This is a genomic window from Cupriavidus sp. IK-TO18 (assembly GCF_015549295.1).
Classification (GTDB): domain Bacteria; phylum Pseudomonadota; class Gammaproteobacteria; order Burkholderiales; family Burkholderiaceae; genus Cupriavidus; species Cupriavidus oxalaticus_A.
The window spans coordinates 35,584-50,645 of sequence record NZ_JADGMP010000031.1 but is presented as its reverse complement, the minus strand read 5'-3'; the positions used below and the strand labels follow the sequence as shown (position 1 = coordinate 50,645).

Sequence of the window (15,062 nt, the reverse complement as noted above, 5' to 3'; positions counted from 1 at the left end):
GAGATCATGCGGGCGACTTGCTGTCCTTCGGGTCTGGAAGAAGTTGTGCTGCGCCTCCGAAGCCCTTGACGACGAAGCGCTGGGTCCCGGCGCCAGCACGGGCGCAGCGATGCCGCACGGCCCAGACCACGGCACGCATTGCCTTGTCACCGTGCCGCTGGACCGTCCGCGTACAGCGCTCGAAAGCCACGTCGTCGGGGAAGTAGAGGAGTTCTGCCGCGCTACCGAGGATCACGGCGATATCGAGGGGCGACTCCTGCTGGATAGCCAGTGCCAGCAGACGGCTAAGGCGCCGTATCACCGCATTGGGATCGCCCGGACTGTGCCGCCTGGCTTGCGACCGAAGACCGCGTCCTGCAGCCCGGATGTAATGGAGCATCTCTGCAACCCCCATCTCGGACCGCATCGACCGTACGGATTGTCTTACGGCTGCCACCTTCCACTCCTTTTATTCCTGAACAGGGCCATCGTGCAGTGAGCCGCGCACTTCGGGACCGGGCCGTGGCGCAGTGCCATAGGCGCGGCACACGCGCACGCGCTCCCTCTGCAACAAGCAACCTGCATGCCATTCAACACGGCCCCAATGCCGGCCGCCGGAGGCAGGTGCGTAATCGGGAACGCGCCTGCCCATTTGGTAATCCATCACGTCGAGGAAGCTCTGCCTCCCTGGGATTCCGTTGCTCTGGACCAGGAACCCACGACTGCCGCAGGGGCACGGATTGTCTGTCGCGATGACACGGCTGTGTGCGCAGCAACGCCACTGCCCGTGCCCATCAGGTGGCACGCTGCCGGCCGGTGGCGGCGCCGACATGGGGACACCAGGCGGGAGAGCCCCGCATAGTCGCCGGATCGCAGCGCTCTGTCGCGCACCATGAGGACCGCATGCCGGCATGGCATAGCGATTGCATATCAGGGGCACCGTATGACCTAACAGGAGATGGCAAATGAAACACCGACTTCGGGGAATGGCATGGGCTGCAATGCTTGTGCTTGGCATGAGTGCCGCTGGCAAAGCCGCTGCAGGATCGGACTATCCGGACAAGCCCATTCGCCTGGTGGTGCCGTTTACACCTGGTGGCATTACCGACCAACTGGCGCGCGATATCGGCAACGCGCTGGGGACCCGGCTTCGCCAGACAGTGGTAGTGGATAACCGGCCCGGGGCGGGCGGCAATATTGGCGCGGCCGCAGTGGCACGCGCGCCGGCAGATGGCTACACCCTGTTGTTCGGCACCTTCGGTACACTGGCCGTGAATAAGAGCCTCTATGACAAGCCTGGCTACGACCCGCTGAAAGATCTGACTCCGGTGGGCGGCGTAGCCTATCTGCCCAACGTGCTGCTGGTACACCCCGGGGTGCCGGCCAACAACGTCGCGGAACTGGTTGCGCTGGCCAAAAAATCGCCCGCGCGTCTCACCTACGGGTCGTTCGGCAATGGCTCGTCGGCCCACCTCGCCGGCGAACTGCTGGCGCATATGGCCGGCATCGAAATCACGCATGTGCCCTACAAGGGAAGCGCCCCCGCAATGACCGACCTGCTTGGCGGGCGCCTGACCATGATATTTGACAGCATCCCCACCGCGCTGCCTATGGTGCGCGATGGCCGCGCTCGTGCGCTCGCTGTCACGACCGAGTTCCGCTCCGACCAGCTTCCCAATGTGCCGACGGTTGCGACAACCATTCGTGGCTATGAGTTGACCGCCTGGTTCGGCATTGCCGCGCCGGCCGCCACGCCGAAGCACGTGATCGACCGCCTGAACACGGAACTCGCCGCAGCCCTGAAGGATCCTGCCTTCCGCGAGAGACTTAGCAAACAGGGGGCAGTCGCCTTCCCTTCGACTCCGGCCCAGTTCGGCGACTACATCCGCAATCAGTACGAAAAGTGGGATAAGGTCATCAAGACCGCGAACATTCGTCTCGACTGACCCGTCGGGATTCGCCGGGGATGCCCGCCTGGGCGCCCCCGGGCGGGGACAACGCAGGCGGACAAGGTGGTTTTCTGCCCGACCTGCGCAAGACATGCATCAACGACTCATCTGGAGCCTGCTGCCTTCGCCCCCACAGGGGGGCGTCCGATGACCTGAACGGCCAGTGACCTGGCCGACCGGACATCAATCGACGGTTGCGCCGCTCGCCTTGACCAGATCCTCCCACTTCTGCACTTCCGAGCGGATAAACTGGCCATATTCCTCCGGAGAACTCGGGCGCGGCTCGCCGCCATAGTCGCGAATCTTCGCCATTGTCTCCGGCGAATTGATGATCTTGACCACGACCTCATTCAGGCGATGGATGATGGGGGCAGGTGTGTTCGCCGGTGCAACCAGCCCGGACCACGCCCGCAGGTCGAAGCCGGGTAGCGTCTCGGCAATGGCGGGAGCATTCGGCAACGCCGGATTTCGCTTCGGCGACGTAACCGCCAGCGCAACCAGCTTGCCTGACTGAACCTGCGACAGGCATGACAAAGGATTGCAGAACACAATGGGCACCTGGTTGCCGATTGTGTCGAGCACGGCAGGACCCTCTCCCTTATAGGGAACGTGCGTCATCTGAATGCCAGCCATCACCTTGAGAAGCTCCCCCGACAGGTGCTGGGTGGTTCCGCTGCCGCCTGATGCAAAGCTGTACTTTCCGGGATTCGCCTTGAGCAGCTTCATCAACTCCGGAAAGCTGTGCGCCGGGAAGTTCGGGTTGACGGCTAGGATATTCGCGAAGATTGCGTAGTTGGTGATCGGCGCGAAGCTCTTTACAGGGTCATACGCAAGCTTCTTGTACAAGCTCGAGTTGCCCGCCAGCGGCCCGTTCGTCGCGAATAGCAGCGTGTACCCATCCGGCGCCGATTTCGCAGCAATCTCCGCGCCAATATTACCCCCCGCCCCGGCCCGGTTCTCGACCACCACAGGCTGGCCAAGTACCTTCGACATGCGCAAGGCCAGATCGCGCGCCATGGCATCTGTCGGCCCGCCCGCCGAAAACGGCACGATCACGCGGATCGGCTTCGACGGATAGGTCTCGGCGTGCGCCACACCGGCGGTGCACGCAACCACCCCAGCCATCAAGCCCAGTGCATGAAAAACATCTTTTTTCATTGTAATGCTCCTCTCACCCATCTATGTTTTGGCTGACTCCAGCATGTTGCTCCTGCAGGCTACAGACCCATCTGCTTGGCGATGATGGTGCGCATGATCTCGCTCGTACCGCCGCCGATCGGCCCGACGCGGGCATCGCGGAAGTACATCTGCATCTCGTGTTCCATCATGTAGCCGGCACCGCCCATGATCTGGATGCCCATGTCCGCGCACTTGCAGTTGTTCTCCGTGGCAACCACTTTGGCAATGGCGGTCTCGGCAGTCGGCTGCAATCCCGCATCAAGCATGTCCGCAACGCGATACGTCAGCACTCGCGTTGTCTCCGCCATGATCTGCAGGTCCGCAAACTTCTGGGAGATGGCCTGGTAATCGGTAATCGGGCGGCCAAACTGCCGACGCTCGCTGGCGTAGTCCTTGGCGTAGTCGATGATCTTCTGGATATTCCCGCTGGCGGCCGCAGACAGGCAAAGTCGCTCCAGGTTCAGCCCACGCATCAGGCTGTTCCAGCCACCGTTCCTGGCGCCCAGCATGCGCGATGCAGACACCCGGACGTTGTCGAAGAACACTTCGTTCGTGTGGATCATGCGGCGACCCAAGGCCTTGAGCGGGCGAATCGTCAAGCCGGCGGAGCGTGCATCCACGACGAACAGGGAGATGCCATGCCGACCCGCATCCCGGTCTGTCTTGGTTGCCACCACCAGCTGGTGGGCAACATGCGCGCACGTAATGAAGACTTTCTGGCCGTTGATGATGTAGTCATCGCCGTCCGCAATGGCAGAGGTCCGGATGGCACTCACATCCGATCCAGCTTCAGGCTCGGTGAGGCATAGCGCCATGCGCGTCTTGCCGCTGATGATCGCGGGAAGGATCTCCTCCTTGACGGCATCCGACGCGCCGTGACTGATCTGCATCCCGCCGTACACCACGGTGGCGAGATAGGCAGACGCCATCTGCGCATTGTGGTAAGCCACGGCCTCCACGAAGATCGCGAGGTCCTTGAAGGAGCCTCCGGCGCCGCCAAACCGGGTATCGTAAAGCAACCCCATCCAGCCGGCGCGTGCGAGCGCTTCATATGCCTCCAACGGGAACTCACTGGCCTCGTCGAGCGCCTGGATCTTCTCGCGTGGCAGAACGCTCGCCAGCAACTCCAGGACGCTGTCGCGTATGAGGCGCTGCGCTTCCGTCAGTTGATAGTCGTTCGGCAGGCTCATACCGCGCGCCTCCGGTACAGCAACGTCGCCTCCATCTGCTGCACGACTGTCCCATCCTGCTTCACGCAACGGCGCTCGAAGGAAATGACCCCGCGGTCTGCCTTGCTCGATGGCGTCTTCTTGATCACCTTGGATACCATATGAATGGTGTCCCCATGTTTGACCGGACCCAGCATCCTCCAGGCATTGATCTCCAGCAGTGCAAGCAGGGTGCCGTCATTGATACCGCTGGCGTACTGCAGCCCGCCCATGATCGAGTAGATCAGGGGCCCGTGCGCGACCGGCTCTCCGAAAGGGGTAGTCTTGCAGTACTCGAAATTGGTATGGACTTCGTTGAAATCGCCGGACAGGCAAGCGAAGTTGACAATATCCGTACTGGTGACCGTGCGGGCGCCGGTACGGAATTCCTGCCCGACCTCGAAGTCATCGAAATAGCGGCCCCGTACGCTGGGCTGTTCGTTAGTGTTTTGCATGTCTAGCACTCTCCCGGATTCTTGGGTTAGGTAAGGTCTTTGGTCAGGATTGCCGTGCAATGTGAAGACAGGATCCCGCCCTCGCTGTGGACCAGCGCCACTTCCGCGCCTTCCACCTGCCTGGGACCAAGCCCGCCGCGGAGCTGGCGTACGGCCTCAACAATGCCGAACAGTCCGCCGGCGGCCCCGGCGTGGGCGTGCGACAGCATTCCGCCGTGGGTGTTCACCGGCAGCCGGCCACCGAGCGCCGCGTGCCCATCGGCATAGAACGCCCCACCTTCGCCACGCCCGCAGAAGCCGAGTTCTTCGAGTTCCAGGATCGGCACAATCGAGAAGCAGTCGTACAGCTCAGCCACGTCGATATCAGCCGGGGTCATGCCGGCCATCTGATAGGCCGTTTCACCGCTGCGCTTTGCGCCGAATTCCGTGAGGCTGTCGGCGCAGATCAGGTGTTCATGCGTATGGAATTCCCCGATCCCGGCAAGGTATGCGGGCTTGCTCCTGAGGTCCTTGGCATGCTCCGCCGAGGTGACAATGAACGCGCCGCCGGCGTCCGAGATCAGGCAGCAATCGAGCATGTTGAGCGGATCCGCGATCGCCTTGGACTCCAGCACATCGGCCATCGTGAGCGGCGCCTTCATATGCGCGTTCGGATGCAGCAATGCATGCCTGCGGCTGGTGACGGGCACCATTGCCATCTGCTCGCGTGTCGTGCCGTACTCCGCCATATGGCGCCGCGCAATCATCGCGTACATGGCCGGGATGGAGGCGCCGTACGGAACCTCAAAGTACGGATGTCCGACCGCCGTCAGGGCGGCTACCGCGCTATCCCGCGACTGACCTGTGGCGCGGTTCTCACCCGCGCAGACCAGCACCGTGTTGCACTGGCCCGCGGCAATTGCCTCGGCCGCGTGCTTCAGCATCACGGCAGGCGAAGCACCACCGGTGATCAGCGACGCGCAGTAGCGTGGCTTCAGGCCGAGATACTCAGTCAGCACCGAGCCCAGCATGAAGTAGGGCTCCGTGAAGGAATACGCGGTCAGCAGGCCGTCGATGTCCGAGACTCTCAGGCCGGCATCATCCAGCGCACGCCGTGCCGCCTGGGCATTGAGACCGAGCCCGGTCATGTGCGGCACCTTGCCGATCTCAGACTCGCCCACACCGACAATCGCAACCTTGTTGCGGAGGGTTCCCGTCATAGCCCGATCTCCCGTGCAATCAGTGAACGCTGGACCTGCGACGTGCCACCGCCAACGGTCGCGTTGCGCGCATCGCGCCAATGGCGCTGCATGTCGTGGTCGGTGGTATAGGCATGGCCGCCAAGAATCTGCATGCCCATCGTCGTGACACGTCCCAGCATCTCCGAAACGAACAGCTTGGCCATGCTGGCTTCCTTGGCACAGGGCAGTTTCTGGTCATAGCGCCAGGCTGCCATGGCAGTCATCCACCGCGCGGCCTCCAGCTCGGTCGCCATATCGGCCAGCATGTGCGCGATCGACTGGAAGCTGCCGATCGGTTGCCCAAACTGCTCTCGTTCGCGCGCATAGGCCACGGCGTCGTTCACTGCGCTGGTGGCGCTGCCCAGATAGTTCGCGGCGAGGGTGATCCGCTCCCGCTCCAGATGGCGCGTGACGTACTTCCATCCCTGGTTGACTTCGCCAATGAGATAGCGCTGCGGCACGCGCACTTCATCGAAGAAGATCTCGTTCAACCCGACAATCTTCCGGCCCACCGTGTCGAGACGACGGATCGTGAGGTTCGGTGCATCGTTCGGCACGAGGAACAGTGAAATGCCCCGATGCTTGGGGGCGGAAGGATCCGTGCGCGTCGCGACGATAATCATGTTGTCTTTCGCGTCTGAACCGCTGGAGAACAGTTTCTGACCGGTCAGCACCCAGTCATCGCCATCCTTCCTGGCGCGCGTCTGCAGCGAAGCCGCGTCCGAGCCCGAGCTGGGCTCGGTCAGGCTGAAGGACAACTTCACGTCGCCAGAGACCACGCGCGGCAAGATCTCTTGCTTCAGTTCTTCACTGGCGAAATCCGCTAGGATCATGCTGCCCCAGGAGATCAATGCAAGTCGCGTCGCAAAATCGACGCTCGGCCGTGCCAGCTCTTCATAGACGATGGCGCAGTCCGACATGGGGCTGCCCAGACCGCCATAGGCTTCCGGGACCATCATGGCGGGATAGCCAGCCTCGGCCATCGCCCGATGCACGGATTCCGGCAACTCGCCGTCCCGATCCCAGCGCCGCACGTCGCTCAGCGGGCAATTCTTGGCGACAAAGCGCGCAACGGACTCGCGCAGGATCTTCTGTTCAGTAGTGGGCTCAAAGTTCATGTCGTGTCAGGCCTTGCGTTGAAACTGGGGGAGCTTGGCGCCGCCTTCGCATTCTTCGAAGCAGACTTCGACGGCGTCACCGACGCGGGTTTCCAAGGCGTCCTCACCCAAGATGTTGGACATCATGCGCGGCCCCTCTTCCAGGTCGATCAGGGCCAACACATAGGGCGTGCGCGCGGCGAACGCTGCCAGGGAAGCGCGCCGCACAATACTGAAGCTGTGCACCTTGCCGCGCCCGCTTGCCTCCTCCCAGGCCAGATCATCGGACCAGCAGGCCGGGCATTGATGACGCGGCATGAAGAAGGTGTGACCACAGTTGCGACAGCGGGGGAGGACAAGCTTGCCCTCCCTGGCCGCATTCCAGTACGGCGCGGAATCGGCGTTGACAATCGGGGCCGGAAGCGGAGCTTTACTCATTTTCCCGCCTCCTGTGCGTGCAGTGCCGCGCCCGCAAAGTCCGCCGGACGCTTCTCCAGCATTGCGGACAGCCCCTCCCGGAATTCGGGGTTGGACATCGCCAGCGCCTGCCCGAAGCCTTCAAAGGCAAACATATCGTGCATGCTCGTCTCGAACGTGCGCGCCATCAGTGACTTGGCCAGCCCCATCACCTCGGCGGGGCCAGCTGCCAGCCGCTGCGCCTCTGCCAGCCCCTCCTCATAGATCCGGTCATCCGGTACCACTCGCGATACCAGCCCAAGCTGCTGCGCCTGTTGCGCGGTATATGTGCCGCCGCTGAAGAGAAAATTCTTGGCCTGCGCCATACCGATCAGGCGCGGCAACAAGTGCATCATCCCCAGATCCGGCACCACACCAAGCCGGAAAAAGCCCGCCATCAGCTTTGCGCTTTCTCCCGCAATGGCCACATCGCCGGCCAGGGCAATCGCCATCCCGCCGCCAACGGCGGCGCCGTTGATGGCGACCACGACCGGCTTTTCCAGCGTAAGCAGGGGCAACAGCCATTGGTTCAGTCGACGGAACCGTCGCAGCACGGGCCAGGGATCACAGGCATCCTTGAGCATGCCCAGGTCACCACCGGAGCAGAAGGTCGGCCCTTCGGCGCTGAGCAGCACCGCGCGCACACCGCGATCCGCCGATGCCTGTGCAATAGCGTCGCCGAGCTGGTCGCGCAGGTCATCAGTCAGCGAATTTCGGCTCGCGGAATTCGCGAGCCGTATGCTCAGAACCGCGCCGAGGCGTTCGGTTTTTACGATCACTTGCTTCATGTATTCCCTCGTTGCATGAGGTTGATAACAGGTCAGGCTGCAACGTACTTAAGCCAGCGGCCCCCATCAACGATGAGGTTGTCGCCGGTGACATAGTTGCTGAGGTCGGAACCCAGGAAGATCGCGGCGTTGGCAATGTCGGCACGCTGCCCGAAGCGGCCGAGGGCAACGCGCTTGCGTTCAAGCTCGGCCTTGCCTGTGTCCTGGTACATGCGCTGCACGCCTTCGGTATCGCCAATGGGACCGGGCGAAATGGTGTTGACGCGGATGCCATCTCCACCCCACTCCACCGCGAGGGCGCGGCTCAGCGAGAGAATGCCCGCCTTTGCCGCCCCGGCATGGGCCGCATTCGGCCAACCCGTGACGCCATTCATGGTGATGATGCTGATGATGGAGCCACCGAACCTAGAGGCCTTGAGCGCCTCGTAGGCAGCGCGGCAGCAATAGAACGTGCCGTTCAGATCGATATCGATCACCGTACGCCAGCCATTGGGAGACAGCGTGGCTGTCGCGCACGGGAAGTTGCCGGCTGCGTTGTTGACGAGGATGTCCAGCGAGCCAAACCGCTCAGTGGTGAATGCAATCGCGGCTGCCACTTCATCCGGATCGCGCACGTCCATCCGGTATGCCGCGGCTTTCCCACCTGCTTTCGACAACATTTCCACTGCAGCATCCAGCTTCTCCTGATTGCGGCTGGCCAGCACGACGGAGGCGCCGAGCCTGGTGTACTGCGTCGCGATCTCCAGCCCGATTCCAGTCGCGCCGCCGGTGATAAACGCCACGCGGCCGGCGAGTGTATTCAATGCATACATCAGTTTTCCCCCTTGTCTTTGCGTCGCGCCGCGAGCGCACGTTGATGCCCGGGCATGGCAGTCGCCAGCGCGAAGGCGTCGGCCTCGTGACCCAGCGCAGCTTCCATCGTTTGTGTCCAGGTCTGGCGGCTGACCGATTTGGTCAGCATCAGCGACTCGTGGGGCAGCGCCAGCAGTTCCGCCACCAATGTGCGGCTCGCTTCCTCCAGGGACGCGCGCGGCACGACACGGCGCGTCAGGCCAAGACGGCGGGCCTCTTCGGCATCCATGGTTCCGGCGGTCAGCATCAGGTCGAGTGCGGCAGGGACCCCGAGCTTGGACTGCAGCAGGAACGAGCAGCCGCCATCGGGGATCAACCCAAGGCGGACAAACGGGAAGCGCAGCGTCGCGTCGTCCGCCATGATGAGAATGTCGGCCGCCATTGCCAGCGACGCGCCACCCCCCGCCGCGGCACCCTGAACCGAAGCGATCACGATCTTGCTCATCTTGATAAGAGCAATGTGATGAAGCTGCGCAGTCAGGATGCGGTCGCGCCAGGCCAGCGGCGTTTCGGGAAAGTCGTCGGTGTCGGCGCCACCGCAGAAGGAGCGGCCAAGCCCCTGGAGCAGCACGATCCGGATAGCCGGGTCAGTGGCAATGCTCTGCAAATGGATGCCAAGCTCGGCGCGCATGGCCCCCGACATGGCATTCAGCTTGTCAGGACGGTTCAACGTCAGAACCGCCACGCCATTTTCCTTTTCGAGCAAGACTGTTGGTTCGCTGCTCATGCGTCCTCCTGGTAGCTGGCTGACATGGTGTGGCTCCTTGATGATTGCTTCAGAAATTGAAAAGGCCGGGTCACTAAAGCAAATGAGATGCCAGTGCGCCAGATCAGGCAAAGACCATCCTCAGGCCGGATTTTCAGGCGAAATGGGCTGAAGTCTGTCTTTGTCACAAACAGCGTCGCATCCGGGAAAGACACATCCACACTGTGCGTCAACGGTGCTTGGACGGAGGAGGGTCTCTTGATGAACCAGCGGATCTTTCGTGAGCCGAGCTTTCGCCAGCCCCCTCCACGAAGCTGACGCGGTGCCAAGTTCGCTTGCTCGGCTTCCTTGATGAGCCTGAGGATCGACCATCAGGCCACGCGAGGCGACCTCCTGGTCCCGCAATTGCGGGACCGACGTGCAGTGATGCACGCGCGCAAGTTGGCTCAAGCGAGTTCGCAACCCCGCATGACAGAAGCCGGTGCGCTGAACCGCGAGCTCGTACTGATAGTTGGCCGCCCCTGGGGCACGCGGACCGGGCTATGAGTGCGAATGCTTCGCAGACAGGTGCCGGTGGGACAACGGTTCCGCTGGAGCCAATGCCCAACGCTGGCTCCTGTTCAGCTTGTCATCGTGCATACGAGAAAAGTCAGCCTTGCCTGGCCGGCCTTCCTGCAGCATCGCAGCGGCAGAGTGGCATGGAGACCAAGCGCGCTGGAAACGCTGACTAACGCCGTGGGATGTTCTCCGCAAGAGCATGTTGGTTGCGAGCGGTGTATTCCCTGGCGACAGCGTGGCCGATGGGGGCTTCGCTCCAAACTTCGTCATGGCCCCGACGCCACGTCGTGCGCCGCCTTATGGCATTAACAAGGCAGTTTGTGCCAACCGCATATACAAGGAAGGAGCAGCCGCCTTGAAATGGCATGGAAGCTGCTTTGAAGAGGTTATTGGCGACCACACCTTCGCTCAGTTCTGCAGCGCGGGCCGACAGATGGCCCTGCCGCGCGTCGCAAAGGTACTAGCGCCATAGCCGCACACATGTGCCGGATGATCAACTGAATCAAGCAACCTATAGGAATGTCATGCCAGGTCCGCTGTCTGGAATCAAGATTGTCGACTTAACATCGGTGGTGATGGGGCCATATGCCACCCAGATCTTCGGAGACATGGGTGCGGATGTCATCAAGGTGGAAAGTCCGGAAGGCGACATCATGCGACATATGGGCGTAGGCCGCAGCGAGACCATGGGGCCGATTCACCTGTCCGTGAACCGGAACAAAAGAAGCCTAATGCTTGACCTGCGAATGCCTGCAGCTCGGGAGGCGCTCCTGCGCGTGCTTACGGATGCCGATGTCTTTGTCCACGCCATGCGGCCGGCGGCTATCGAACGGCTTGGGTTGGATTATCCGCAGATCAAGGAGGTCAATCCTGGCATCGTCTACTGCGGCGCCTATGGTTTTGGGAAGGGTGGCCCGTATGCCGAAGATCCCGCCTACGACGACATGATCCAGGGCGTGTCCGGCCTGTGCGCCCTGAACGCGCACCTGGCAGGCGAGCCACGCTTCACGCCAACGATCATTGGCGACAAGGTGGCCGGCTTGACTATTGCATATAGCATCCTGGGTGCATTGTTCCACAAGGTGCGCAGCGGCGAAGGGCAAAGTATTGAAGTTCCCATGTTCGAGTCTCTCGCCTCGTTCATGCTGATCGAGCACCTGTGGGAGCGCGCCTTTGACCCGGAGCATGGTTCGGTGGGCTACCCGCGCGTCCTCAGTCAACTCCGCAAGCCGCACCGTACAAAGGACGGCTATCTGTGCGTGCTGCCTTACACCGACAAGAACTGGCAAGACTTCTTTACGCTGGCCGACCGCGCAGATCTCGCGGCCGATCCGCGTTACTCCACGGCAAATAACCGCAGCCGGAACTATGAAACCCTGTACAAGGTGCTGGGTGACATCATGGCGGAGCGTACGTCGGGAGAGTGGCTTAGCCAGTTGCGGCCGCTCAGCATTCCGGTAGCGCCGGTAAACAGTCTTGAGGACTTGTTCAGCGATCCGCATCTGGCAGCTGTCGGCATGTTTTTCCAGAAGACCCATCCGAGCGAAGGTGTGCTAACGCAAGTCAGGCCTCCGGTCAACTTCGCTAAGACGCCTAGCGAAGTGCGCCGACTTGCTCCCCGCCTGGGCGAGCACAGTCGCGAAGTGCTTGCTGCGGCAGGCATGTCGGATAGCGAAATCGCGGCACTGGCGGCAGCCGGTGCAACCTGCTAACCACCGCGAGAAGGCCCTCGCCCTTCTCTACCGATACATCGGCCATGCACGCCCATGATCACCGGCGCACCGGATGGGCCGTGGCCAGAACAACCCGTTGATTCCCGGAGACTGTACATGGTAGCGCCTTCACACTTTCTTTCTCGACCTGCTTGCGTCAGGAAGGCGAGTCACTCGCGCACGATTCAACTTCAGGCCTACGAGCGTCAGGATGGCCTGTGGGATCTGGAGGCGTTGATCGAGGACGTAAAGCCTGAAGAGTTTACGACGCAGACAACGCATTTTGCGTGCGGGGTGCCCATTCACCTGATGGTCATGCGGGTCACGGTCAATGATGCCCTGGATGTCCTGGCGGCCGAAGGCAGCATGCAGCGGATGCCATTCCCTTCGATCTGCCCGGAGGCACAGGTACGCCTCGAGCGACTGGTTGGTGCAAACCTGCTCAAGGGATTTCGCCAGGAAATCTCCAAGCGCATACCCGCGCATGACCGCTGCTCACATCTGTCGGAGCTGGCCTCGTTACTGCCTACCCTTGCCGTGCAGTCGATGCTGCAGGGTAAGATTGTCGCCGAAGGCGATACGCTGCCGAGCGCTCGCCCGCTGAAGATCGGCGGATGCCATGCGTGGAGAGAGGATGGCCCGATGGTCTTGAAGCATTATCCGCAGTGGTACCGACAGCCTGTGGCATCTGGAAAATAACCAGGCGAAGCACCCGATACGCCGTCATGGAGGCGGGCCGGAATCCGCCAAAAGCTCCCCGAGCAGGGGGCCCGCCTGCGACTGGACATTGCGCGGCGCCGACCGCGTTAAACCGGGGCTAACTAGGCGACAATGCGGTGGTCTTCTTCTCCGGCGATGGAGCGATATCATCGCTCAACGAAAGACCGCGGCTTCGCTGACGATGCTATAAGCGCAACGTTATCGTGCCTTTCGCCGCACCCAGCAACGCCAACTCCTTACGTGTACCCGGCCCGTTGTGGTCAAACCACGAGGTGCCAGAGATGACGGAAGCGCAACGGCGGTCGCTGGCCGATCCTGGCCCCTGACCAAGTGATCTACATGGCCGCCCTCCTCCCGTGAACACTTTCGGCGACCAGTCTACGCTTGCAGTTGTCGCAACCAATCATTGACGATCTGCCGGTCAAAGCGACGATCCAGCCAAGTTAGCCGACCGCCGACCTCATTCGCGTAAGTCTTCCAGCACGATCTGCCCCTCGCGCAACGACTCGAGCCGATCGAGGAACTCATACTCACAGCGTGAGTCCCTGGGCCTCCAGATACCTCGCGATCCCGCCCATGTCCTTTGGCGGACAAGGCCCACAACCCGCCACGCAACGTCGCAGCCGCCCAGGACGTCGCCGCAGCGTACGCCGCTCCACCCGTATCTCGTGGCGTCACCACGCGTTGAAGTCATACACATAGAAGAAGCCTTCGTGTTCGCGGAAATGAAACGCAGTCAGTGGCCAGGTGGCTGCCGCCTATGCCAATGCTTGTGCTATTTGGCTGAAAGCTGGTGGTACTTGCGGATGAAATCGCGCAGGTCCGGATAGATGTCCTCGCGCCAGCGCCGGCCCGAGAAAATCCCGTAGTGGCCGCAACGCGGCGCGGTGATGTGCTGCTTGCGGTTTTCCGGGATGCCGCTGCACAGGTCGTGCGCGGCGGCGGTCTGGCCCGCGCCCGAGATATCGTCCAGTTCGCCTTCGACCGTCATCAGCGCGGTGCTCTTGATATCCTGCGGCCACACCGGCTTGCCATCGATGGCCCACGTGCCGTTGGCCAGGCGGAATTCCTGGAACACTTCGCGGATGGTATCGAGATAATATTCGGCGGCCATGTCCAGCACCGCGTTGTACTCGTCGTAGAAGCGCACATGCGCCTCGGCGTCGTCGGCGTCGCCCTCGACCAGGCTCAGGTAATAGTCATAGTGCGAGGACAGGTGCCGGTCCGGGTTCATCGCCATGAAGCCGGCATGCTGCAGGAAGCCCGGGTACACGCGGCGGCCGTGGCCGGGGTAGTTAGCCGGCACGGTGTAGATCACGTTGTTCTCGAACCACTCGAACGACTTGTTGGTGGCCAGCGAATTGACGGCGGTCGGGCTCTTGCGGGCATCGATCGGGCCACCCATCATGGTCATGGTGCGCGGCGTGGTCTCGCCGGCCGAGGCCATCAGCGAGATCGCGGCCAGCACCGGCACGGTCGGCTGGCAGACCGAAACCACATGCAGGTTCTCGGCGCCGATATGGCGGATGAACTCCTGGATGTAGTAGATGTAGTCCGAAAGGTGGAAGGCGCCGTCTTCGATCGGCACCATGCGCGCGTCGATCCAGTCGGTCACGTAGACCTTGTGGTCCTGCAGCAGCGTGCGCACGGTGTCGCGCAGCAGCGTGGCATGGTGGCCCGACAGCGGCGCGCACACCAGTACCACCGGCTCGTCCTTCAGCAGCTTGATGGTTTCCGGATCGTCCGCATAGCGCTTGAAGCGCAGCAGCTTGCAGAACGGCTTTTCCAGCACGGACTGCTCGACGATGGGGATGTCGCGCCCGTTGGAGCGCACCGACCTGATGTCGAACGAGGGTTTTTCGTATTCCTTGCCGAGCCGGTACAGCAGCTCATAGCCGGCAGCCAGGCGGGGAGCGCCGGGCACCAGTGACATTGGGCTGAGGGGATTGGTGAATGTCTTGGCGGTCGCCTGCGCCCATGCGGTGAGCGGGTGCAGGATCGAGCGCTGGAACTCATGCAATTGGTAGAACATGCTGTTTCTGCCTGAATATTGCTTAGGAGTACGTACTGCCTAGTACTGCTGTACTGGCGCAGTGTTGGCGATAAAGCGTCAGTCCAGATGGATATTCGACGCCGAAATGACATCCCTCCAGAACTTTGCGTTGGTCCTCACGGTGCTGGCG

At 62.0% G+C, this 15,062-nt stretch carries 14 protein-coding genes; 3 read left to right on the top strand and 11 right to left on the bottom strand.

Annotation, left to right across the window (positions count from 1 at the left end; translation table 11 throughout):
* Window positions 1–4: 4 nt before the first annotated feature.
* On the bottom strand, window positions 5–379 hold the full coding sequence (locus IPF36_RS24260) for a hypothetical protein (protein ID WP_195430848.1): 375 nt from the start codon (window positions 377–379) through the stop codon (window positions 5–7).
* Window positions 380–944: 565 nt separating this feature from the next.
* Here IPF36_RS24260 and IPF36_RS24255 point away from each other — a divergent pair.
* Complete coding sequence (locus tag IPF36_RS24255) at window positions 945–1,925, top strand: tripartite tricarboxylate transporter substrate binding protein (RefSeq protein WP_195430845.1); 981 nt, start codon at window positions 945–947, stop codon at window positions 1,923–1,925.
* Window positions 1,926–2,111: 186 nt separating this feature from the next.
* Here the strand turns inward: IPF36_RS24255 and IPF36_RS24250 are convergent, their stop codons facing one another.
* Genes IPF36_RS24250 through IPF36_RS24210 form a run of 9 tightly spaced genes read right to left on the bottom strand, consistent with a single transcriptional unit; the run spans window position 2,112 to window position 9,910 of the window.
* The gene (locus tag IPF36_RS24250; protein WP_255519888.1) at window positions 2,112–3,086 is read right to left on the bottom strand and encodes a tripartite tricarboxylate transporter substrate binding protein; all 975 of its coding nucleotides are present in this window, start codon (window positions 3,084–3,086) and stop codon (window positions 2,112–2,114) included.
* Window positions 3,087–3,145: 59 nt separating this feature from the next.
* Complete coding sequence (locus IPF36_RS24245; RefSeq protein ID WP_195430839.1) at window positions 3,146–4,297, bottom strand: acyl-CoA dehydrogenase family protein; 1,152 nt, start codon at window positions 4,295–4,297, stop codon at window positions 3,146–3,148.
* Complete coding sequence (locus IPF36_RS24240) at window positions 4,294–4,770, bottom strand: MaoC/PaaZ C-terminal domain-containing protein (RefSeq protein WP_195430835.1); 477 nt, start codon at window positions 4,768–4,770, stop codon at window positions 4,294–4,296. The genes IPF36_RS24245 and IPF36_RS24240 overlap by 4 nt, the downstream gene beginning before the upstream one ends.
* 26 nt (window positions 4,771–4,796) lie before the next feature.
* On the bottom strand, window positions 4,797–5,969 hold the full coding sequence (locus IPF36_RS24235; protein WP_195430832.1) for a thiolase family protein: 1,173 nt from the start codon (window positions 5,967–5,969) through the stop codon (window positions 4,797–4,799).
* Window positions 5,966–7,108: an acyl-CoA dehydrogenase family protein gene (locus IPF36_RS24230; protein WP_195430828.1), complete on the bottom strand. Its 1,143-nt coding sequence runs from the start codon at window positions 7,106–7,108 to the stop codon at window positions 5,966–5,968. Before IPF36_RS24230 ends, IPF36_RS24235 begins: the two co-directional genes overlap by 4 nt.
* A gap of 6 nt (window positions 7,109–7,114) precedes the next feature.
* A complete protein-coding gene (locus tag IPF36_RS24225; RefSeq protein WP_195430809.1) occupies window positions 7,115–7,525 on the bottom strand; it encodes a Zn-ribbon domain-containing OB-fold protein in 411 nt (136 codons plus the stop codon).
* Window positions 7,522–8,331, bottom strand: coding sequence for an enoyl-CoA hydratase/isomerase family protein (locus tag IPF36_RS24220; RefSeq protein ID WP_195430806.1), 810 nt, complete (start codon window positions 8,329–8,331; stop codon window positions 7,522–7,524). Before IPF36_RS24220 ends, IPF36_RS24225 begins: the two co-directional genes overlap by 4 nt.
* 32 nt (window positions 8,332–8,363) lie before the next feature.
* Window positions 8,364–9,143, bottom strand: a complete 780-nt coding sequence (locus IPF36_RS24215; RefSeq protein WP_195430803.1) for an SDR family oxidoreductase — start codon at window positions 9,141–9,143, stop codon at window positions 8,364–8,366.
* On the bottom strand, window positions 9,143–9,910 hold the full coding sequence (locus IPF36_RS24210; protein ID WP_195430800.1) for an enoyl-CoA hydratase/isomerase family protein: 768 nt from the start codon (window positions 9,908–9,910) through the stop codon (window positions 9,143–9,145). Before IPF36_RS24210 ends, IPF36_RS24215 begins: the two co-directional genes overlap by 1 nt.
* A 1,061-nt stretch (window positions 9,911–10,971) precedes the next feature.
* Between IPF36_RS24210 and IPF36_RS24205 the strand changes: the two genes are divergently transcribed.
* Both IPF36_RS24205 and IPF36_RS24200 read left to right on the top strand, forming a co-directional pair.
* Entirely contained in the window at window positions 10,972–12,159 is a 1,188-nt protein-coding gene (locus IPF36_RS24205; RefSeq protein WP_195430797.1) for a CaiB/BaiF CoA-transferase family protein, read from the top strand.
* Between the two features lie 117 nt (window positions 12,160–12,276).
* Window positions 12,277–12,858, top strand: a complete 582-nt coding sequence (locus IPF36_RS24200; RefSeq protein ID WP_195430793.1) for a DUF2889 domain-containing protein — start codon at window positions 12,277–12,279, stop codon at window positions 12,856–12,858.
* Window positions 12,859–13,654: 796 nt separating this feature from the next.
* On the opposite strand, the gene IPF36_RS24195 is transcribed toward IPF36_RS24200, so the two are convergent.
* Window positions 13,655–14,911 (bottom strand): polyhydroxyalkanoate depolymerase, encoded by a 1,257-nt coding sequence (locus tag IPF36_RS24195; RefSeq protein WP_195430790.1) that lies wholly within the window; start codon window positions 14,909–14,911, stop codon window positions 13,655–13,657.
* Between the last annotated feature and the right edge of the window lie 151 nt (window positions 14,912–15,062).